The 19441-nt window shown below is 72.8% G+C and carries 20 protein-coding genes; 14 read left to right on the forward strand and 6 right to left on the reverse strand.

The features are described from left to right. The first annotated feature begins 4 nt into the window (after positions 1 to 4). Entirely contained in the window at positions 5 to 811 is an 807-nt protein-coding gene (locus FZC61_RS06640; RefSeq protein ID WP_148613390.1) for a hypothetical protein, read from the forward strand. Here FZC61_RS06640 and FZC61_RS06645 read toward each other — a convergent pair. The 4 genes from FZC61_RS06645 to FZC61_RS06660 all read right to left on the reverse strand — a co-directional run bounded on the left by FZC61_RS06645 (position 756) and on the right by FZC61_RS06660 (position 3953). Beyond that, the gene (locus tag FZC61_RS06645; RefSeq protein ID WP_170286009.1) at positions 756 to 1349 is read right to left on the reverse strand and encodes a 4'-phosphopantetheinyl transferase family protein; all 594 of its coding nucleotides are present in this window, start codon (positions 1347 to 1349) and stop codon (positions 756 to 758) included. The two genes, FZC61_RS06640 and FZC61_RS06645, sit on opposite strands and share 56 nt — an antisense overlap. After that, positions 1328 to 2119: an Fpg/Nei family DNA glycosylase gene (locus FZC61_RS06650; RefSeq protein WP_148613392.1), complete on the reverse strand. Its 792-nt coding sequence runs from the start codon at positions 2117 to 2119 to the stop codon at positions 1328 to 1330. Before FZC61_RS06650 ends, FZC61_RS06645 begins: the two co-directional genes overlap by 22 nt. After that, on the reverse strand, positions 2112 to 2954 hold the full coding sequence (locus tag FZC61_RS06655; RefSeq protein ID WP_148613393.1) for an SDR family NAD(P)-dependent oxidoreductase: 843 nt from the start codon (positions 2952 to 2954) through the stop codon (positions 2112 to 2114). The genes FZC61_RS06650 and FZC61_RS06655 overlap by 8 nt, the downstream gene beginning before the upstream one ends. 216 nt (positions 2955 to 3170) lie before the next feature. Continuing rightward, the gene (locus FZC61_RS06660) at positions 3171 to 3953 is read right to left on the reverse strand and encodes an SDR family NAD(P)-dependent oxidoreductase (protein ID WP_148613394.1); all 783 of its coding nucleotides are present in this window, start codon (positions 3951 to 3953) and stop codon (positions 3171 to 3173) included. A gap of 100 nt (positions 3954 to 4053) precedes the next feature. On the opposite strand from FZC61_RS06660, the gene FZC61_RS06665 reads away from it, so the two are divergent. Then, complete coding sequence (locus tag FZC61_RS06665; RefSeq protein WP_148613395.1) at positions 4054 to 4908, forward strand: helix-turn-helix transcriptional regulator; 855 nt, start codon at positions 4054 to 4056, stop codon at positions 4906 to 4908. On the opposite strand, the gene FZC61_RS06670 is transcribed toward FZC61_RS06665, so the two are convergent. Beyond that, positions 4887 to 5855: a haloalkane dehalogenase gene (locus tag FZC61_RS06670; RefSeq protein WP_148613396.1), complete on the reverse strand. Its 969-nt coding sequence runs from the start codon at positions 5853 to 5855 to the stop codon at positions 4887 to 4889. The genes FZC61_RS06665 and FZC61_RS06670 overlap by 22 nt on opposite strands. A 165-nt stretch (positions 5856 to 6020) precedes the next feature. Here FZC61_RS06670 and FZC61_RS22970 point away from each other — a divergent pair, with 165 nt between their 5' ends. The 4 genes from FZC61_RS22970 (at position 6021) to FZC61_RS06690 (ending at position 12393) form a co-directional block, all read left to right on the forward strand. Beyond that, positions 6021 to 7262 carry a hypothetical protein gene (locus FZC61_RS22970; RefSeq protein ID WP_246142574.1) on the forward strand — a complete coding sequence of 414 codons (1242 nt, stop codon included), beginning with the start codon at positions 6021 to 6023 and terminating at the stop codon, positions 7260 to 7262. A gap of 43 nt (positions 7263 to 7305) precedes the next feature. After that, positions 7306 to 9714: a hypothetical protein gene (locus FZC61_RS06680; protein WP_148613397.1), complete on the forward strand. Its 2409-nt coding sequence runs from the start codon at positions 7306 to 7308 to the stop codon at positions 9712 to 9714. Between the two features lie 100 nt (positions 9715 to 9814). Beyond that, complete coding sequence (locus tag FZC61_RS06685; protein WP_246142575.1) at positions 9815 to 11053, forward strand: cytochrome P450; 1239 nt, start codon at positions 9815 to 9817, stop codon at positions 11051 to 11053. Then, positions 11050 to 12393 carry a cytochrome P450 gene (locus FZC61_RS06690; RefSeq protein ID WP_148613398.1) on the forward strand — a complete coding sequence of 448 codons (1344 nt, stop codon included), beginning with the start codon at positions 11050 to 11052 and terminating at the stop codon, positions 12391 to 12393. The genes FZC61_RS06685 and FZC61_RS06690 overlap by 4 nt, the downstream gene beginning before the upstream one ends. Before the next feature lie 29 nt (positions 12394 to 12422). On the opposite strand, the gene FZC61_RS06695 is transcribed toward FZC61_RS06690, so the two are convergent. Beyond that, positions 12423 to 12770 (reverse strand): GIY-YIG nuclease family protein, encoded by a 348-nt coding sequence (locus tag FZC61_RS06695; RefSeq protein ID WP_148613399.1) that lies wholly within the window; start codon positions 12768 to 12770, stop codon positions 12423 to 12425. 125 nt (positions 12771 to 12895) lie between these two features. On the opposite strand from FZC61_RS06695, the gene FZC61_RS06700 reads away from it, so the two are divergent. The 8 genes from FZC61_RS06700 to FZC61_RS06735 all read left to right on the forward strand — a co-directional run bounded on the left by FZC61_RS06700 (position 12896) and on the right by FZC61_RS06735 (position 19433). Beyond that, positions 12896 to 13096: a ferredoxin gene (locus tag FZC61_RS06700; protein ID WP_148613400.1), complete on the forward strand. Its 201-nt coding sequence runs from the start codon at positions 12896 to 12898 to the stop codon at positions 13094 to 13096. Beyond that, the gene (locus FZC61_RS06705) at positions 13093 to 13716 is read left to right on the forward strand and encodes a nuclear transport factor 2 family protein (protein WP_211357141.1); all 624 of its coding nucleotides are present in this window, start codon (positions 13093 to 13095) and stop codon (positions 13714 to 13716) included. Before FZC61_RS06700 ends, FZC61_RS06705 begins: the two co-directional genes overlap by 4 nt. Then, a complete protein-coding gene (locus tag FZC61_RS06710; RefSeq protein ID WP_148613401.1) occupies positions 13713 to 15167 on the forward strand; it encodes an aldehyde dehydrogenase in 1455 nt (484 codons plus the stop codon). Before FZC61_RS06705 ends, FZC61_RS06710 begins: the two co-directional genes overlap by 4 nt. A gap of 79 nt (positions 15168 to 15246) precedes the next feature. Further along, positions 15247 to 15981: an SDR family oxidoreductase gene (locus FZC61_RS06715; RefSeq protein WP_148613402.1), complete on the forward strand. Its 735-nt coding sequence runs from the start codon at positions 15247 to 15249 to the stop codon at positions 15979 to 15981. Positions 15982 to 16066: 85 nt separating this feature from the next. Then, positions 16067 to 16897 carry an NAD(P)-dependent oxidoreductase gene (locus FZC61_RS06720; protein ID WP_148613403.1) on the forward strand — a complete coding sequence of 277 codons (831 nt, stop codon included), beginning with the start codon at positions 16067 to 16069 and terminating at the stop codon, positions 16895 to 16897. A gap of 1 nt (position 16898) precedes the next feature. Next, on the forward strand, positions 16899 to 17282 hold the full coding sequence (locus FZC61_RS06725; protein ID WP_148613404.1) for a carboxymuconolactone decarboxylase family protein: 384 nt from the start codon (positions 16899 to 16901) through the stop codon (positions 17280 to 17282). 20 nt (positions 17283 to 17302) lie between these two features. Next, positions 17303 to 17725: a BLUF domain-containing protein gene (locus tag FZC61_RS06730; protein WP_148613405.1), complete on the forward strand. Its 423-nt coding sequence runs from the start codon at positions 17303 to 17305 to the stop codon at positions 17723 to 17725. Positions 17726 to 17765: 40 nt separating this feature from the next. Beyond that, the gene (locus tag FZC61_RS06735) at positions 17766 to 19433 is read left to right on the forward strand and encodes a formate--tetrahydrofolate ligase (protein WP_148613406.1); all 1668 of its coding nucleotides are present in this window, start codon (positions 17766 to 17768) and stop codon (positions 19431 to 19433) included. Positions 19434 to 19441: the final 8 nt, after the last annotated feature.

Consider the following 19441-nt stretch of genomic DNA (forward strand, 5'->3'; position numbering starts at 1 on the left):
CGCCATGACCACGCTCCGCTCCCTCACCCCGCGCGCGGTCGGGGTGGCCCTCGCCGTGCTGCTCGCGGTCGTCGGCCTCGGCGCGATCGCCGTCGCGGCCAACGGCGGCCCGGGCTCCAGCACCGTCACCCGGGCCCGTCTCGAGCGCTCGTTGCCCGTCGTCTTCGCCAACGTCTACGCCGAGCAGGCGCGCCTCCTCGGCCACACCGGGGTCACGCCGGCCTCGCTGGACGCGCAGGCCATGTGCGACAAGGGCGGCGCCCAGAGCGCCGACGTCGGCCCGGGCTCCACCTGGGTGTGCCTGATGAGCTGGACCGACACCAACGTGCCGATGCCCTCGGAGGGCTACGGCAAGTTCGAGCTCAACGTGCACTCCAACGACTGCTACACCGCGGGTGGACCGTCCAAGCTCACCGGCTACCTCACGCTCACCGACACACGCGGCCGCGAGGTCTCCAACCCGGCCTTCGAGTTCGACGGCTGCTTCGACCCGGGCGGCGACGACACCCCGACCGGCCACACCTTCCCGTCGGTCACCAGCGTCATCAGCACCACCGCGGCCGTGGACGCCCGGGGCAGGGTCGGCGTCCAGCTCGGCTGCGGCACCGGGGCCGACGGGTGCGTCGGCACGGCCACGCTCACGGCCGGCTCGACCACCCTCGGCACCGTCCCCTACGAGATGACCGAGGAGTCGACGACTATGCTGCACTTCCCGACCGCATCCCCGGCCGGCGCCACCGAGGTCGAGCTGACCCTCACCCCCGCGACCGGCTACGCGTCGTCGTCGGGGTCGACGCTGCCGGTGCAGTAGCCGCGACCGCCCAGGCGCCCACGGCGTCGTACGGCGTCACGTCGAGCGGCACGAGCGTGTGACCGAGCACGGGCTCGCCGGACAGCGCGGCCAGCACGTCGAGGCCCAGCGCCTCGTCGAGGGTGACCTCGCCGAGCTTGACCAGTACCTCCTTGCGCACCCATAGCTCGGCGAACGCGCGCGCCGCGTCGGGCTGCGCTGCGACCCACGCCCGCTCGTCGGTGGCGAGCAGGTCGAGCGGCAGGTCGCGCTCGCGCACGCGGGGGAGCGACTCGACGTCGATCGCGCAGGGGGCGTCGGCGACGACGGCGGCCACCAGCCCCGCGGTGTGCGACCACCCGACGTGCGCGTCGCCGCCGACCACCGTGGGTCGCCCGTGGGGTCCACCGCACTGCGCGCAGACCTGCGTGAACCGCACGTCGGCGTGCCCGGTGGCCTCGGTCACCAGGCGCCGGGCGAGGGTGCGGGCGGCCCGACGGCCGTCCTCCCCTCCGGTCTCGGCGACCGCGGTGCGCGTCAGGCCTGGCACACCGGGCACCAGAAGAGGGTCCGGGCCCCGAGCTCGGCCCGTCGTACGACGGTCAGGCAGCGCCGGCAGGGCTGCCCGGCCCGGCCGTAGACGTAGGTGGAGTCGGCCCGGCGCGGCCGTCCGTGCGGACGCTCGCGGTCGTCGGGCTCGGTGGTGACGATGCGCCCGGCGCGCACGCCGGCGTCCATCAGCACGACCAGGTCGTGCCACATCGCGTCGAACACGGCGGGGTCGAGGTCGCGCCCGGGCAGCAGGGGGTCGACGCCGTGGCGGAACAGGATCTCGGCCCGGTAGACGTTGCCGACGCCCGCCAGCACGGCCTGGTCGAGCAGCAGCTCGCCGACCGTGCGCCGGGAGCGGGCCAGCCGGGCGCGGGCCGGGGCCGGGTCGGCGTCGGGGCGCAGCGGGTCGGGCCCGAGCCGCTCGAGCAGCGCGTCACGGCCGGCGTCGTCGAGCAGCTCGCAGGCGGTGGGGCCGCGCAGGTCGGCCCAGGCGTCGCCGGTGGTCAGGCGCAGCCGCAGCGCCCCGCGGGCCTCGGGCGGCTCGCCGCGCCCGTCGGGGTAGCGGCCGAACAGGCCGAGGTGGACGTGCAGCCAGTAGTCGTCGTAGCGGTGGAAGAGGTGCTTGCCCCACGCGTCGGTGGCGGCCAGCACCTGGCCGTCGATCATCGCGGCGCCCTCGGCGAACCGACCCTGCGGGCTGCTCGCCGACACCCGTCTGCCGACCAGGAGCTTGTGGTGCCGGCCGGCCAGTCGGTGGATCGAGTGGCCCTCAGGCAAGGCCGACCAGCGCTGCGGACCGCTCCCAGAGGCCGTCGATGATCTTCGGGTCGCGGGCCTGCTTGTTCTCGCGGCCGTTGTCGGTGAAGCGGCTGAAGTAGTGGCCGTCGATCGCCGGGTCGGGACCGCGCTCGACCAGGGCGACCAGCGGGGCGGCCCCGTCGGGCACGCTGATGGTCGCGAACCGCTTGAGCGGCGAGCGGTAGAGCAGCCCGACGATCCACGAGTCGCGGCCGAACGAGCTGCCGACCGGGCCCGGGTGCACGGCCACCGAGACGATGCCGTCGTCGGCCCAGCGCTGGGCGATGCCGCGGGTGAAGACGATGTTCATCAGCTTGCCGGTGCCGTAGGCCGGGAACTCGATCGCGCGCCGGTGCTCGTAGTCGAGGTCGTCGAGCACGATCTTGCCCATCAGGTTGCCGATGCTCGAGGTGTTGACCACCAGCGACGAGCCCGCCGCCTTGAGCTGCGGGTGCAGCAGGTTGGTCAGCAGGAACGGCGCCAGGTGGTTGACCTGGAAGTTGGGCTCGTGGCCGTCGTGCGTCTTCTTCGACGGCGAGAACGTGCCACCGGCGTTGTTGAGCAGCACGTCGAGCGTCGGCACCCGCTCGGCCACCTTGGCGGCCAGGCGGCGTACGTCGTCGAGGCGGGAGAAGTCGGCGACCAGCGGCTCAGTGCCGACGGCCTCGGCGACCGGCCGCAGCTTGTCGGCCGAGCGCCCGGTCACCAGGACCGTCGCCCCCTTGCCCGCCAGCACCTTGGCCGCCTCGGCCCCGATGCCGTCGCTGGCCCCCGTCACCAGCACGGTCCTGCCGGTCATCGTCTGCTCGCTCATGGCGCCAGCCTAGGGGTGGGGTGACCACCCCGTCGGGGTGACGTCGTACGACGACCGTCACCTCACGACGCACGACGCCGTCACCCCACGGTGGTCGAGGAGGTTGCGCTAGCAACCGTCACGAGACCATGCGGCCGCAGGTGCACGGGGTGCTCTCGTGACGTTCCCCAGCGGGAGCTCTTCGACCGACGTGTGGGGCGTCGTACGTCGGAGGGCTCAGGCGGTGCGGGTCGCGGTGATGCCGCCGTCGACGGCGATGGTCGTGCCGTGGACGTAGGCGGCCTGGTCCGAGACGACCCAGGCCACCGCGGCGGCGATCTCGTCGGGGGTGCCGGGGCGGCCGGCGGGCGTACCGGCGGTCATCCGGGCGACGACCTCGTCGGCGTCGGCGTCGGCGTTGATCGGGGTGCAGGTGGCGCCGGGGGAGACGGTGTTGACGCGGACGCCGCGGGGGCCGAGCTCGGCGGCCCAGCTGCGGGCGAGCTGCTCCTCGGCGGCCTTGGTGGCGGAGTAGAGGCCGACGAACGCGTGGCCGACGGTCGCCATCCACGAGCCGATCACGACGATCGCGCCGCCACCTGCCTCGATCATCGGCAGGGCGAGCGCGGCGGTCAGCACGTGCGGGGCGCGCACGTTGACGGCCAGGGTCGCCTCGAGGTCGGCGTCGGTCAGGGTGAAGGTGTCCACGGGCGGGCAGAGGGCGGCGTTGTGCACGAGCAGGTCGATGGGGCCGCCGAGCGCGTCGGACCAGGCCCGCGCCGTGTCGCGCAGGGCGTCGGGCGAGCCGGTGAGCTCCGACGGCACGAACACCGCCGACCCGCCCTCGCGGCGTACGTCGTCGGCGACGGTGTCGCCGCGGGCCTTGTCGCGGCCGGTGACGACGACGTGGGCGCCGCGGGCGGCGAGGAGGCGGACGGTGGCGGCGCCGATGCCGCTGGTGGAGCCGGTGACGACGGCGCGGCGGCCGGCGAGGGACAGGGACGGGTCGGTGGTGGTCATGCCGCAAGTCGACCGGTCCGCGGGAGCCGGCACCAGGGTGAGTGCTGCCGGGGCACGGCGTGACCAGGCAGCCCGGGCGGGGCGCTCGTAGGCTGGCCGGGTGCCCGCTCGACCAGACCGTTCCGCCCTGGGGGCGTTCCTCCGCTCCCGGCGCGACCGGCTGACCCCGGCTCAGGCCGGGATCGACGCCTTCCCCGGACCCCGCCGGGTGCCCGGGCTGCGCAAGGAGGAGCTCGCGGTGCTCGCGGGCCTCAGTGCCGACCACTACAGCCGCATCGAGCAGGGTCGCCAGCAGACGCTGACCGTCGACGTCCTCGACGCGCTGGCCCGCGCGCTGCGCCTCGACGACATCGAGCGCGCACATCTGCGCGACCTCGCCGCCCCCGCCGTACGACGCCGCGCGCACGCCACGTGGGAGTCGCAGCAGCAGGCCGACCCGGGGCTGCTGCGGCTGATGACCACGCTCGACCACGTGCCCACGTTGCTGCTGGGTCGCCGCGGGGAGGTGCTGGCCCGCAACGCCCTGCTGCCGGCGGTGCTGGGGACGACGCTGCCTCCCGGGGACTCCCTGCTGCGCTGGCTCTTCCTCGACCCGGGGGCGCGCGAGCGCATCGTCAACTGGGCCGACTTCGCCGCGGCCGCCGTCGGCGCGCTGCGCTACGAGACCGGCCGGCACCCCCACGACCGTCGGCTGGCCGAGCTCGTCGCCGACCTGCGCGCCCACGACCCCGACGTCGCCCGGTGGTGGGACGACCACGGCGTCACCGACCGCACCTCGGTGGCCAAGCAGATCGCCCACCCGGCCTTCGGGCCGCTGAGCTTCGGCATCGAGGCCCTCACGACCCCGCACGACCCCGAGCAGCGCCTGATCGTCTACACCGTCGAGCCGGGGTCGGCGAGCGCGCAGGCTCTGCCCCTGCTGGCCTCCTGGGCTCAGGTCGTCGCGACGACCTGAGCGACCACCCGGCCGAGCTCGGCGCCCGCGTCCTCCTGCAGGAAGTGACCCGCGCCGGTGATCGTCACGTGGTCGCGACCCCGCGCGCCCGGCACCCGCTCCTGGAAGACCGCGTCCCAGCCCCGCGTCGCCGGGTCGCCGTCGGAGTACGCCGTCACGAACGGCTTGTCCCAGGCCTCGAGCGCGCGCATCGTGCGTCGCCCGATCCGGGCGCCGACGTCGCCCCGCGTCAGCGGCAGCAGGGCGGTCATCTGGCGCAGCCCGGCGGTGAAGCGCTGGTCCGGGAACGGTGCGTCGTACGCCGCCAGCACGGCGGCCGACGGCGGCTCCTTGGCGCTCACGGCCACGAAGTCGCTCGCCCGGAGCTCCGGCGCGCGTTGCGTGTGGAGGAGGTAGTCGACCAGGGCCTGCTCGATCACCACCCGCGACTCGCCCTCGCCGTGCAGGGCCCAGGTGAGCCGTCCCGCGAGCGAGGGGTCGGCGGTGTGCAGGATCGTGTTGGCGGCCACGACGCGGGCGAACCGGTCGGGCTCGGCGGCCAGCACGCTGAACCCGATCGGCCCGCCCCAGTCCTGCGCGACCAGGGTGACGTCGTGCAGGTCGAGGGCGGCCACGAACGAGCGGACCCAGTCGACGTGCCGCTGCAGGGTGTAGTCGGTGTGGCGTGCCGGCTTGTCGGAGCGACCGAAGCCGACCAGGTCGGGGGCGACCACCCGGAGCCCCGCGTCGACGAGCACCGGCACGACGTGGCGGTAGAGGTAGGACCACGTCGGCTGCCCGTGCAGCAGCAGCACCACCGGGCCGTCGGCCGGACCCTCGTCGAGGTGGTGCATCCGCAGGCCCGGCACGCCGTCGGCCGCGACCTCGACGTAGTGCGGTGCGAACGGGAAGTCGGGCAGGTCGACGAACCGGTCGTCGGGCGTGCGCAGGACGGCGTCGTCGGTCACGGGCGACAGTGTGGCGCCTTGACTCGGGGACGCGCTCGTACTCGGACGTGCACAGTGGGACGACACGCCGGGCGAGACCGCCCGTCCGTCGGCGTGTCGCCCCGTTGTGCCAGTCCGAATACGAACCGGTGGCGCCGAGCTCGATCCGCCACTTACATTGGACACGTGTCTGATCACCTGTCCATCCCTTGCTCGCAGTACGCCGACCTCACCCGCGACGAGCTCGCCCGCCTGGTGCGCGAGCTGCTGCTGATCGGCCAGCTCATCGACCGGTCCGGCATGGCGTGGTGCATCTCGGCGTTCGGCCGCGAGCAGATGGCGCAGATCGCGATCGAGGAGTGGGGCTGCGCGAGTCCGGTCTACACCCGGCGGATGCAGCGGGCGCTCGGGTTCGTCGGCGACGACGTGCCGACCATCTTCAAGGGGCTGCAGCTCGACATCGGGGCACCGCACCAGTTCCTCGACTTCCGGTTCAAGGTGCTCGACGCCCGGCACGGGGAGTTCTGGCTCGACCACTGCGGCGCGCTCGCCGACGTGGCGCCGATGGGCGAGGACTACGTGCGCGCAATGTGCCACGACATCGAGGACCCCACCTTCGACGCCACCGCCGTCGCCACCCACCGGCGCGCGCAGATACGCCCCCTGCACCGCCCGCCGTACGACGCCCCGCGCGGCGGCAAGGTCTGCCACTGGACGATCGTCATCGCCGACGAGCACCCCGAGGCGCAGGACCTGCCCGGCCTCGCCGCGATCGAGGCGAGTGTCGCCGCGAGCACTGCTCTCGCGCCGATCGACCCGACCGACGAGGGCCACGCCGACTACACCGGGCCGGTGATGTCGGACTTCCCGGCCGAGGACTTCTCCCGTTCCGCGCTCGTGCGGATCGCCGACGAGCTCTGCCTGCAGATGCAGCTGCTCGACCTGTCGTTCGCCCAAGCCGTGCGGGCCCGGGCGGCCGACGCCGAGCAGCTGACGAGCATCCTGCGCAAGCAGCTCGTCGGGATCGCCGGTGTCGCCGCCGCCCGCCTGCGCTCCAGCCTGGGTCTCGGCAGCGACCAGACGGCCGCGCTCGAGGTCCTGCGGCTGCTGCCGATGCTCGGCCCGACGGCGTACGTCGACGCGCGGGTCGAGGACGGGGCTCTCGTCGTGCGCCGCTCGCCCGCCCACGACGACGGCGGCTGGCTCGGCCTGCTCGGACCGGGCTGGACGGCCGCGCTCAACGCCGCCGTGCACGCGGTGGACCCGCGCTTCTCGGTCGAGGTGAGCGGCGACGCCGACGAGTGGCGCGCCGCCGTGGTGGTCGGCGAGGCGCGTCCGGTGGCCGACGAGGTCGCGGTCACCCGCTTCTCGACCGGGGTCGCGTGGGAGTTCGAGCCGCGACGGGCGCTACCGCTCACGGTGGTCTGAGGCCGCGTCACCTCGGTCGCACACGCTCGTTGGAGCGGTCGTGATGATCCGTCGCCCGCTCCTGGTCCTCCTCGGACTGCTGCTCGCGCTGCTCGGCCTCGCCACCCCTGCGGCCCAGAGCAGCCCGTCCGACGACTACGTCGGCCCGCACTACGGCAAGGCCGACCTGCCGGCCGGTTGTGTGCTCGACCGTGACCCGCTCAACCCCGACAACCACTGCTACCACATGAAGGTCGGGCTCAACGCGCTCGACAGCCCCCAGGTCGACGTCGACATCCTGGTGCCGGTCTCGCCGGCGGCCGAGCGCGACCTGCGCCAGGCCGAGCAGGCGGTGCAGATGTGGAACGCCGGCCTGCACTACCTGGCCGACCAGATGGACCTGGGCTGGCTCGACCGCGGGCTCGACATGAGGATCCGCACCCACGAGGTGGCCGTCGACCCGGCGGGCGCGCTGCTGGCGCCGCTCGACCTGGTCGACCCCGAGATCGTGGTCGTCGCCAGCAACCCCGTCGGCGGCATCGGGATCGGCGTCGACCCGTCCAACCTGGTCTCGCAGCTCGGCGTGACCGACGGCGAGGGCCTGCCGTGCGCCCGGGTGGCCGACCCGTTCAGCATGGCGGCCTGGCAGCACAAGCAGGGTTTCGAGCAGCACGGCGGCGAGAACGGTGGCGTCTACGTCGAGGACTGCGGCGGTGTCGGCGGCAACGTGTGCTTCGCCGTCAACGGCGCGGTCGACCCCGTGCCCGGCGCCTCGGACTTCTTCGGGCTCTTCGACCTGATCAGCCACGAGTTCGGCCACTGCCTGACCGTGGGACACGTGGGCGACGGTGCCGACGGGCCCTGGGGCCCCACGCCGACCAACGACATCATGGCCTACAGCACCGACCCGCCCGGGATCAGCAAGTGCGTCTCCACCCTCGACGTCGAGGGTTTCGCCCTGCGGATGAGCCACTACCTCGACGTCAACGGCGACGGCAAGGTCACCGCCGTCGACCACCTCGAGCCCAACGACCCGGAGGGCGACGGCGCCAACGCGTTCCAGGTGCAGCACCCCGACGACCACCACTACGCCTCACCGACCGGCGAGCCCGGCGACTGCCCGCAGCCGAGCAACAGCCTCGTGCCCGGCTCCTACGGCGACTTCGTGCCGAAGGCCAGGGACACCACCCGACCCCGACTGGCCTGGCGGTCCGGTGTGCGCGACGGCCGCCTGCGCGTCACCGGTACGGCGTCCCGGGTGCCGCTCGGCACCCGCCCGACCGCCTTCGTCGGCACCGCCGCCGACGCGACGTCCGACTCGATCACGCCGATCACCGACCTCACCGGCGTGAAGGTGAAGGTCACCCGGCAAGCCGTCGACGCCACGATGTCGGTCTCGCGGCTGTGGCCGGTCGCGCAGGCCGGGTCGGTGACGGCGTACAGCCTGCTGGTGTCGGGCCGCCGCTTCGACTCCTTCATCGGCACCGGCACCACCGACGGGGTCCCGGTGGTCATGGACAACGGCACCGGCTACTACCTGCCGGCCGGCACCGCCCGCTGGGACTTCGCGAACAACCAGGTCACCTTCCACCTGCGGCGCGACTACCTGGCCGACCAGCAGATCACTGCTCCCTACACGGTGTTCGCCGAGACCGGGCTGCACGCGCGCGCCAACGACTGGATCACCACGACCGACGCCGTGCCCGACGCCCGCGGTCTCGCCCTGGCCGCCCCGCCGATGGCCCCCGAGTCCCGCGACGCCCCCGTGGCCGACCGGGTCACGACCCGCACCGTCACGCTGCGGGCCCCGGGCGACAGCACCTTCGTGCCGTCCGACAGCACCCTGGGCGTCGGCCTGGTCAGCGTCGTCGACAGCCGCGACTACCTGTCGCTGCCCGTGCCCCGGCAGGCGACCGTGACCACCACGCTCACGTGGGACGACCCGGCGTCGACGCTCGGGCTCTCGGTCAACGGCGGGTCGGGCCAGCGGGTCGTCGCCGAGAGCGGCAAGGTCGTCGTGACGGTGCCGTGGGCGCGTCGCGACCTGTCGATCACCGTCGACCCCCAGCAGGTCCTGGGCGCGGTGACCTACTCGCTGTCCTCCAAGGTCACCACCGTGCGCGCCGACCGCGACCACGACCACGTGCCCGACGTCGCCGACCGCTGTCGCTTCCTCGCCGGTCCGAGCGCCGGCGCCGGCTGCCCCGACACCGACGGCGACGGCACGCTCGACAAGCAGGACCGCTGCCCGGCGGCCGCCTCGGTCTCGGCCGACGGGTGCCCGGGCCGCGCCGACGACCGGGTCGTCCTGACCGTCGACGGACGCCGGGTCGACACCACCTCGGTGGTCACCCGCCACGGCAGCGACCGGTTCGCCCTCGGCGCGGCCCTGCGCCCGGGCCGTCACGTCGTCGTCCTGACGTGGGTGCGCGCGGGCGAGGTCGTGGCGCGGCAGCGTCGTACCGTCGGCTGACGCGCCACTCAACCCTCGAGCCTCGGAGCCCGGTCACGCACACGCGTGGCCGGGCTCCGTGCTCTCTTGACAACGCACCCGGTTGAGACAGAATGGACACGTGTCCAGTCAGGTGTCCGAATCGTCGGTGGGTCGGGGGCTGGTCTTCGACCCCTACGACTACGCGACCCAGGACGACCCCTACCCCGTCTACCAGCGGCTGCGCGACGAGGACCCGCTGCACCACAACCCCGTCCACGACTTCTGGGTGCTCTCGCGCCACGCCGACGTCGCGGCCGCGCTGCGCGACGACGCGACGTACTCCAACCGGATGGGCGTGAGCCTCGACGCCTCGTCGTGGCACCCCGACGCCCACCGGGTGATGTCGTTCCTCGCGCTCGACGCCCCCGAGCAGACCCGCGTCCGGTCGCTGGTCTCGCGGGCCTTCACGCCGCGCCGCGTGCGCGAGCTGGCCCCGCAGGTGCAGGGCCTGACCGACCGCTACCTCGACGCGGCCCTCGCTGACGGTGACGAGCTCGACTGGATCACCGACCTCGCGGGCCGGCTCCCGATGGACGTCATCTCCGAGATGATGGGCGTGCCCGAGGCCGACCGCGACGAGGTACGCCGCCTCTCCGACCTGCTGGTCCACCGCGAGGACGGGCTGCACGACGTGCCCCCGGCCGGCATGGAGGCGGCGATGACCCTCTTCGGCTACTACGCCGACCTGCTCGCCGAGCGCCGGCGACAGCCGTGCGACGACCTCACCTCGGCGCTGCTCGCCGCCGAGGTCGACGGCGACCGGCTCGACGACGGCGAGATCATCGCCTTCCTCTTCCTCATGGTCGTGGCCGGCAACGAGACCACCACCAAGCTGCTCGGCAACGCCCTGCACCACCTGACCGCCCACCCCGACCAGATGACCGCCGTGTTCGCCGACCCCGACGCCCTGCTGGTGCCGTGGGTCGAGGAGACGCTGCGCCACGACACGTCGTCGCAGCTGCTCGCGCGGCACCTGCGCGCCGACGTCCACCTGCACGGCCGCACCGCCCCGGCCGGCGCCAAGCTGCTGGTGTCCCTCGGGTCGGCCAACCGCGACGAGCGGGTCTTCAGCGACCCGGCGGCGTACGACGTGCGTCGCGACAAGGCCGAGCTCGGCCAGATCCTCAGCTTCGGCGGCGGGCGCCACTACTGCCTGGGGGCCAACCTCGCCCGGCTCGAGGCGCGCATCGTGCTCGACGAGCTGGTCCGCCGCGTCGACCGCGTCGAGGTCGACACCGAGCGGTCGGTGCGGGTGCACTCCACCAACGTGCGGGGCTTCGCGAGCCTGCCGATCCGCGTCCACCGGAGGTCTGCATGACCGCCATCCCCGAGGTGTCGTACGCCGTCCCCGACGACGGCCACGGCCACCTCGCCGAGATGCGCGTCGACCCGATCGCGCTGTTCCAGCGGGTGCGCGACGAGTGCGGCGACATCGGCCGCTTCCGTCTCGCCGACCGCGACGTCGTCCTGGTCAGCGGGGCCGAGGCCAACGAGCAGTTCTTCCGCGCGCCCGACTCGACCCTCGACCAGGCGGCGGCCTACCCCTTCATGACGCCGATCTTCGGCCAGGGCGTCGTCTTCGACGCCTCGCCCGAGGAGCGTCAGCAGATGCTCAAGAACCAGGCCCTCAAGGGCGACATGATGCGCGGGCACGCCGCGACCATCGAGGCCGAGATCAACCGGATGGTCGCCGACTGGGGCGACGAACCGGGTGACAGCGGCGAGATCGACCTGCTCGACTTCTTCGCCGAGCTCACCATCTACACGACGTCGGCGTGCCTGATCGGCAGGCCCTTCCGTGAGGAGCTCGACGGGCGCTTCGCCCAGCACTACCACGACCTCGAGCGCGGCACCGACGCCCTGGCCTACGTCGACCCCTACCTCGACATCGAGTCGTTCCGCGTCCGCGACACCGCCCGCGAGGCCCTGGTCGCGCTCGTGCAGGACATCATCGACCGCCGCGTCGAGCGTGGGACCGTGCCGCGCGAGGAGCGCGACCTGCTCGACGTCCTCATCTCGATCGACATGACGGCCGACTACATCACCGGCATCTTCATCTCGATGATGTTCGCGGGCCACCACACCTCCTCGGGCACCGCGGCGTGGGCGCTCATCGAGCTGATGCGCCACCCCGACGTGCTGGCCGGCATCGTCGAGGAGCTCGATGACCTCTACGCCGACGGGTCCGACGTGTCGTTCCAGGCCCTGCGCTCGATCCCGCGGCTGGAGGCGGCGCTCAAGGAGACCCTGCGCCTGCACCCGCCGCTGGTCATCCTGCTGCGCGTGGTGCAGGAGGAGATCGAGCTCGCCGGGCACACCATCGCGCCGGGCACCATGGTCGCGGCCTCGCCCCGGGTGTCCAACCGGATCGCCGAGGACTTCCCCGACCCTGACGCCTTCGACCCCGGCCGCTACCTCGACGGCCACCAGGCCGACCTGCAGAACCGCTGGACCTGGATCCCCTTCGGCGCCGGCAAGCACCGCTGCGTCGGCAACGCCTTCGCGATGATGCAGCTCAAGGCGATCTTCTCGGTCCTGCTGCGCGACTACACCTTCGAGATGACCCAGCCGTCCGAGGACTACCGCGACGACGTCTCCAAGATGGTCATCCAGCTCGCCCAGCCCTGTCGCGTCCGCTACCGCCGGAGGGCCCGATGAGCCCCACGGTGGTCGAGGTGCGAGGAGCGCTAGCGACGAGCCTCGAGGCCTCCAGGCCCGTCCCTGCCAACCTGTGCCGCAGCCTCGCGGTCCTGGACCGCCTCGCGACGCGCGAGCGCGACGAGCTCGTCGTACTCGCCGCGGATGAGGGCCTCACGCTTCTTGCGCCCCCATCCCTGCTCACGCTTCTCGAAGGCGAACGCTGCCGCGACCGAGTCGAACTGAGCGGCCCACGCGAGCCGCACCGGCTGTCGCCGTCGGGTGTAGGTCGCGCCCAGGTCGGGGGAGTTGTGCTCCCGCAGCCGGCGCTCGAGGTCGACGGTGCTGCCGACGTAGTAGCTGTCGTCGCTGCAGATGAGGATGTAGGTCCAGGCCATGCCGGGACCTCGGACGCCGGGGCTGCTGGCGGCAACCGGCGATCGCGGGCCTGTGGAGATGAGCGTCAGCCAGGTGGTTTCGAGGCTCGCTTCGCTCGCACCTCAACCACCGTGGGGAGTGCCGCATGAAGGTCACCGCCGACCTCGACCTGTGCCAGGGCCACCAGATGTGCACCGGGGAGGCGCCCGACGTGTTCGGGTACGACGGCGAGGCCGACCGGGTGGTGGTGCTGCAGGAGCACCCCGACGAGTCCCAGCGGGCGCAGGTCGCGGCCGCGGTGCAGTACTGCCCAGCGATGGCGCTGGCCGTGGAGGAGGACCGATGAGCCTGACCAGGATCGAGATCGAGGAGTTCTGGCAGAGCTGGCTGGCGATCAACCGGGAGGCCGAGCGCCAGGGTGACTGGCGGGTGATGGCCGAGTGGTACGCCGAGGACGCGTCGTACGGCTGGATGTACAGCCCCGACGAGCACTTCATGGCCGTGGGGCGCGACCAGATCCGCGACTGGGCGATCGGCATCGAGATGGACGGCCTGGACGGCTGGCACTACGACTACCAGGCGTCGGTGATCGACGAGAAGAACGCGATGATCGTGGGGTTCTGGAAGCAGAAGTCGGGCATCGTCGACGACCGGACCGGCCAGGAGTTCGAGATCCTCGGCATCGGCGGGTCGTGGTTCGGGGTCGAGCGGCAGGTGGGCGGGCCCGACGACGGGATGCTCAAGTTCGCCTGGCAGCGCGACTGGTTCGACATGCCGTCGACCGCCCACACGTTCGTCGAGATCATGAAGGCCGGCAAGGCCCCCGACACGCTGCTCGAGCGGATGTCGGTCGCCGGTCACGGGGTGCCCGGGCACTACCACCACGCCGACCTGCCCTCGAGCGTCTGGCCGCCGCCGGTGGAGGCCGGCCACTACCTGATCACAGTCGAGGAGACCCGCTCGTGAGCACCCTGCCCCCGCCCCCGCAGCAGCTCGTCGACGGCAAGCTCGTCGGTGCGGCCACGACCTACCCGATCCTCAACCCCGCCACCGGCGCCGAGATCGGCCGGGCTCCCGACGGCAGCGCCGACGACGTGGAGGCCGCGATCGCCGCGGCACGCCGGGCCTTCGACGAGACCGACTGGTCGACCGACGTGGCGCTGCGGGTGCGCTGCCTGCGCCAGCTCCACCAGGCCTTGCTCGACCACGCCGACGAGTTCCGGGCGCTGACCCGCGCCGAGGTCGGCATGCCCGACTTCATGATGGGGGCCGCCGGGTTCGACGTACCGGTCGACGGGCTGCGGTGGGTCACCGACCTGGCCGAGACCTACGCCTGGGAGACCGACCTCGGTGTGGCCTCGCCGATGGGCATCGCGAGCCGCCGGACCGTACGCCGCGAGGCGGTCGGCGTGGTCGCGGCGATCACGCCATGGAACGTGCCGACCCAGATCAACCTGGCCAAGATCGGCCCGGCGCTGGCCGCCGGCTGCACGGTCGTGCTCAAGCCGGCGCCCGACACCCCATGGGTGGCCTGCGAGCTGGGCCGCCTGGTCGCCGAGCACACCGACCTGCCGCCCGGCGTGCTCAACGTCGTCACGCCGTCGTCGAACGAGGTCGCCGCGGAGTTGTCGTCGGACCCGCGGGTCGACATGGTCTCCTTCACCGGCTCCACCGCGACGGGCCGCGCGATCATGGCCGCCGCCGCACCCACGCTCAAGAAGGTCTTCCTCGAGCTCGGCGGCAAGTCCGCCGCGATCGCCCTCGACGACGCCGACGTGGCCGCGGTCGCCGGCGCGACCGCCTTCGCCGCATGCATCCACGCAGGCCAGGGCTGCGCGATCACGACGCGGCTGATCGTGCCACGTGACCGGTACGACGAGGCGGTGTCGGTCGCGGCGGCGACCATGGAGTCGATCGGTGCGAAGTCGCCCGAGGACCCCGGCGCCATCTGCGGACCGGTCATCTCGGCCGTCCAGCGCGACCGGGTCGAGGCCTACCTGCGGCTCGCCGTCGAGGAGGGCGGCCGGTTCGCGACCGGGGGCTCGGTCATCGACCAGGACGGCTTCTGGGTCGAGCCGACCGTCGTCGCCGGGCTCGACAACTCCTCGCGCCTGGCGCAGGAGGAGATCTTCGGCCCCGTGCTCGTCGTGATCGCCCACGACGGCGACGACGACGCGGTGCGCATCGCCAACGACTCGGCGTACGGACTGTCCGGCTCGGTCGACTCGGCCTCCCTCGAGCGTGCGACGGCGGTGGCGGCGCGCATCCGCACCGGCACGCTCGCGGTCAACGGCGGCGTGTGGTTCAGCCCCGACGCGCCGTTCGGCGGCTACAAGCAGTCCGGCGTCGGCCGCGAGATGGGCGTGGCCGGCTTCGAGGAGTACCTCGAGACCAAGACCCTGGCCTTCCCGGCCTAGCAACCACCCACCACCACCACACGGAGGTCGAGGAGGTTGCGCAGCAACCGTCACGAGACCACCTGACCAGGAGACGCACATGAGGTTCGAGGGCAAGGTCGCGGTCGTCACGGGCGCGGCGCAGGGCATCGGCGAGGCCTACGCGCGGGCGCTGGCCGCCGAGGGGGCGTCGGTGGTGGTGGCCGACGTCAGCGTCGAGGCCGGCGAGAAGGTCGCAGCCGACATCGGCGGGCTGTTCGTGCGCACCGACGTGTCGTCGCACGAGTCGGCCGAGGCGATGGTCGAGGTGGCCACGGCGGCGTTCGGCGGGATCGACCTGCTGGTCAACAACGCCGCGATCTACGGGACGATGGAGTTCGACCTGCTGATCAGCGTCGACTGGGACTACTACCGGAAGTTCATGAGCGTCAACATGGACGGCGTCCTGGTGATGACCCGGGCCTGCTACCGCTCGATCGCGGGGCGCGGTGGTGGCGCGATCGTCAACCAGAGCTCGACCGCGGCCTACCTCTACTCCGGCTTCTACGGCCTGGCCAAGGTCGGCGTCAACGGCCTGACCCAGCAGCTCGCGCACGAGCTCGGCGGGCAGGGGATCCGGGTCAACGCCATCGCGCCGGGCCCGACCGACACCGAGGCCACGCGGGTGCAGGCCGGCGACGCGGCCAAGGACATCGTGCGGCAGAGCCTGGCGATCAAGCGGATGGGCACGGTCGACGACATGGTCGGCGCCTGCTTGTTCCTGCTGTCCGACGAGGCCTCGTGGATCACCGGCCAGATCATCGCCGTCGACGGCGGACAGACGTTCCGCGCATGACCACCCCCTCGGTGGTTGAGGTGCGAGGAGCGCTAGCGACGAGCCTCGAAACCCCCGCAGCGACCACACGACCGGGCTCCGCCCGATGACCACCGTCGGCTTCGTCGGCCTCGGCAACATCGGCAAGCCGATGGCGCTGCAGCTGGCGGCCTCCGACCTCGACCTCCTCGTCCACGACGTCGCAGCGGCGCCGGTCGAGGAGCTGGTCGCCGCCGGTGCCACGTCCGCCGCGTCGGTGGCCGAGCTGGCCGCGGCGGTCGACGTCGTGTGCGTGATGGTGCGCGACGACGACCAGGTCCGCGACGTGCTCGGGGAGGTGCTCGGTGCCGGTCGCGAGGGCCAGACCGTCGTCATCCACTCCACCGTCGCGCCCGCCACGCCCGCCGACCTCGCCGACACCGCGGCCCGCCACGGCGTCCTGCTGGTCGACGCCCCCGTCTCCGGCGGACCGATGGGCGCCGCCGAGGGCACGCTGGCGATCATGGTCGGCGGGTCCGACGAGGCGTACGCCGCCGCGCGGCCCGCCCTGGAGGTGATGGGCAGCAAGGTGGTGCACGCCGGGCCCGTCGGCTCCGGCACCCGGATGAAGCTGGCCCGCAACCTGATGCACTTCGTGGCCTTCACCGCCGTCACCGAGGCGCAGCGCCTCGCCGAGGCGGCCGGGCTCAGCCTGACCGACCTGGGTGACGTCGTACGCCACACCGACGCGATCACCGGCGGCCCTGGAGCGATCATGTGGCGCGACACGACGGCGCCGATCGCGGCCGACGACTTCTGGCACGCCGTCTTCACCCACGTCGCCGACCTGGGCGAGAAGGACCTGCGCTTCGCCACGGCGCTGGCCGACGAGCTCGGCGTCGACGTGCCCCTGGCCGACCTGGCCCTGACCCGCCTGCGCACCGGACTAGGACTCTGACATGACCGACAAGTTCGCCGACCTCCCCGAGCAGCGCCGCCGTGGCCTGGAGAAGATGGAGGAGGTCTACGGCTTCGAGATGACCGACGGCACCGGCGACTTCTTCGCCTACACCGCCGACCACCTCTTCGGCGACGTCTGGCAACGCCCCGGGCTCTCCGACCGTGACCGTCGGCTGCTGCTGATCGGCATGCTCGCCGGCACCGGCCAGCACGACGTGCTCGGCATCCAGGTGCCGGCCGCGCTGTCGTCCGGCGACCTCGACGCCGACGCACTGCGCGAGATCGTGATCATGGTCTGCCACTACGCCGGCTGGCCGCACGGTGCCCGGCTCAACTCGTTGGTCGAGGACACGATCGCCAAGACTGGGCGCGCGAACCGGTAGGACGCCCTAGGGTTGGCGCCGTGGAGCCGCTGTTGTCCCTGACCTACGTCAGCTCGGCCACCACGCTCTTCGATGGCGCCCAGCTCCTCGAGCAGCTCGAGAGCTGGCGCCCGCGCAACCACCGACGCGGGCTCACGGGCATGCTGCTCTACAGCGGCGGCAACATCATCCAGGCCCTCGAGGGCCCACCGTCGGAGGTCGAGGCGACCTTCGAGACGATCTGCGCCGACCCGCGCCACCGGGGGGTGATCGAGCTGCTGCGGGAGCCGGTCACCGAGCGGTCCTTCCCCGACTGGTCGATGGGGTTCCGCGACGTGGGCCCCGTCGACGTCGAGAGGCCCGACGGGTTCAACCCGTTCCTGCAGGAGCGCGACGCGGTGCCCGGCCTGCCGGCCGCGTCGGCGTACCGTCTGCTGACGCTGTTCAAGAAGAGCATGCGCTGAGGGTGGTCCGGGCGGGGGCCTGTCGCATTACCCTCGCGCAGTGCTGTCGGACATCGAGATCGCCAACGCCGCGGAGCTGCGCCCCGTCGCCCGAGTCGCCCAGGACGAGCTAGGGATCGACCCGGCCCACCTCGTGCCCTACGGCCACCACAAGGCCAAGGTCGACCTGCGCTACCTGCAGTCGCTGGAGGACCGCCCGCTCGGGTCGCTGATCCTCATGACGGCCATGTCGCCGACGCCGGCCGGTGAGGGCAAGACGACGACCACCGTCGGGCTCGCTGACGCCCTGCGCGGGCTCGGCCGCCGGACGATGGCCTGCCTGCGCGAGCCGTCGATGGGTCCCGTCTTCGGCCTGAAGGGCGGCGCGGCCGGCGGTGGCTGGGCGCAGGTCGTGCCGATGACCGACATCAACCTGCACTTCACCGGCGACTTCGCGGCGATCGCCGCCGCCCACAACCTGCTGGCCGCCCTGGTCGACAACCACCTCCACCACGGCAACGCGCTGGGCCTCGACGTCGCGGCGGTCGACTGGAAGCGCGTCGTCGACCTCAACGACCGGGCGCTGCGACACACGGTGGTCGGGCTCGGGGGCCAGCCCCGCGAGGACGGCTTCGACATCGTGGTGGCCTCCGAGCTGATGGCGATCTTCTGCCTCACCGAGTCGTGGGCCGACCTCAAGCGCCGTATCGGCGACATCGTGGTCGGCCACACCCGCGACAAGGTGCCGGTCACCGCCCGCGACCTCGACGCCGACGGCGCGATGGCGGTGCTCCTGCGCGACGCGCTAGCCCCCAACCTGGTGCAGACCCTCGAGCACACCCCGGCCTTCGTGCACGGCGGCCCGTTCGCCAACATCGCCCATGGGTGCAGCTCGGTGGTCGCCACCCGGGCGGCGCTGCGGCTGGCCGACTACGTCGTCACCGAGGCCGGCTTCGGCGCCGACCTCGGCGCGGAGAAGTTCGTCGACATCAAGTGCCGCACGTCCGGCCTGCGACCCGACGCCGCCGTCGTGGTGGCGACGGTCCGGGCGCTGAAGTACCACGGCGGGGTCGACGTACCCGACCTCGACCGGGAGGACCTCGACGCCGTCGAGCGCGGCCTGGTCAACCTCGAGCGACACCTGCACAACGTGCGCGAGGTCTTCGGCGTCCCGTGCGTCGTCGCGCTCAACCGCTTCCCCACCGACACCGACGCCGAGGTGGCCCGGACCGTCGAGCTGGTCGCCGGGCTGGGCGTGAAGGCCTACCCGGCCACCCACTTCGTCGACGGCGGCAAGGGCGCCACCGAGCTGGCCCGCGGCGTGCTCGACCTGCTCGACGGGACCGATCCGCCGACGGTCGCCCTCACCTACCCCGACGACCTGCCGCTGGTCGACAAGGTGGCGACCGTGGCCCGCCGCCTGTACGGCGCCTCCGGCGTCACGTGGGACGCGAAGGCCCGGCGGCGCATCGAGCGGCTCCAGGCCGACGGGTACGGCGAGCTGCCCGTCTGCATCGCCAAGACGCAGTACTCGTTCTCGACCGACGCCACCCTGCGCGGGGCACCGACCGGCCACGACCTGCACGTGCGGGAGGTCAGGCTGGCCGCCGGGGCCGGCTTCGTGGTGCTCGTCTGCGGCGACGTGATGACGATGCCGGGCCTGCCCGCCGTACCGGCCGCGTCCCGGATCGACCTGCTCCCCGACGGGACGGTCGTCGGGCTGTCCTGACCCGCGCT

It is taken from the genome of Nocardioides rubriscoriae (genome assembly GCF_008087085.1).
Classification (GTDB): domain Bacteria; phylum Actinomycetota; class Actinomycetes; order Propionibacteriales; family Nocardioidaceae; genus Nocardioides; species Nocardioides rubriscoriae.

Excerpts from the sequence above, each read along its gene's own strand:
- FZC61_RS06640 (WP_148613390.1), top strand. The coding sequence starts at position 5 with ATGACCACGCTCCGCTCCCTCACCCCGCGCGCGGTCGGGGTGGCCCTC.
- FZC61_RS06655 (WP_148613393.1), bottom strand. The coding sequence starts at position 2,954 with ATGAGCGAGCAGACGATGACCGGCAGGACCGTGCTGGTGACGGGGGCC.
- FZC61_RS06660 (WP_148613394.1), bottom strand. The coding sequence starts at position 3,953 with ATGACCACCACCGACCCGTCCCTGTCCCTCGCCGGCCGCCGCGCCGTC.
- FZC61_RS06680 (WP_148613397.1), top strand. The coding sequence starts at position 7,306 with ATGATCCGTCGCCCGCTCCTGGTCCTCCTCGGACTGCTGCTCGCGCTG.
- FZC61_RS06690 (WP_148613398.1), top strand. The coding sequence starts at position 11,050 with ATGACCGCCATCCCCGAGGTGTCGTACGCCGTCCCCGACGACGGCCAC.
- FZC61_RS06695 (WP_148613399.1), bottom strand. The coding sequence starts at position 12,770 with ATGGCCTGGACCTACATCCTCATCTGCAGCGACGACAGCTACTACGTC.
- FZC61_RS06700 (WP_148613400.1), top strand. The coding sequence starts at position 12,896 with ATGAAGGTCACCGCCGACCTCGACCTGTGCCAGGGCCACCAGATGTGC.
- FZC61_RS06705 (WP_211357141.1), top strand. The coding sequence starts at position 13,093 with ATGAGCCTGACCAGGATCGAGATCGAGGAGTTCTGGCAGAGCTGGCTG.
- FZC61_RS06715 (WP_148613402.1), top strand. The coding sequence starts at position 15,247 with ATGAGGTTCGAGGGCAAGGTCGCGGTCGTCACGGGCGCGGCGCAGGGC.
- FZC61_RS06720 (WP_148613403.1), top strand. The coding sequence starts at position 16,067 with ATGACCACCGTCGGCTTCGTCGGCCTCGGCAACATCGGCAAGCCGATG.
- FZC61_RS06725 (WP_148613404.1), top strand. The coding sequence starts at position 16,899 with ATGACCGACAAGTTCGCCGACCTCCCCGAGCAGCGCCGCCGTGGCCTG.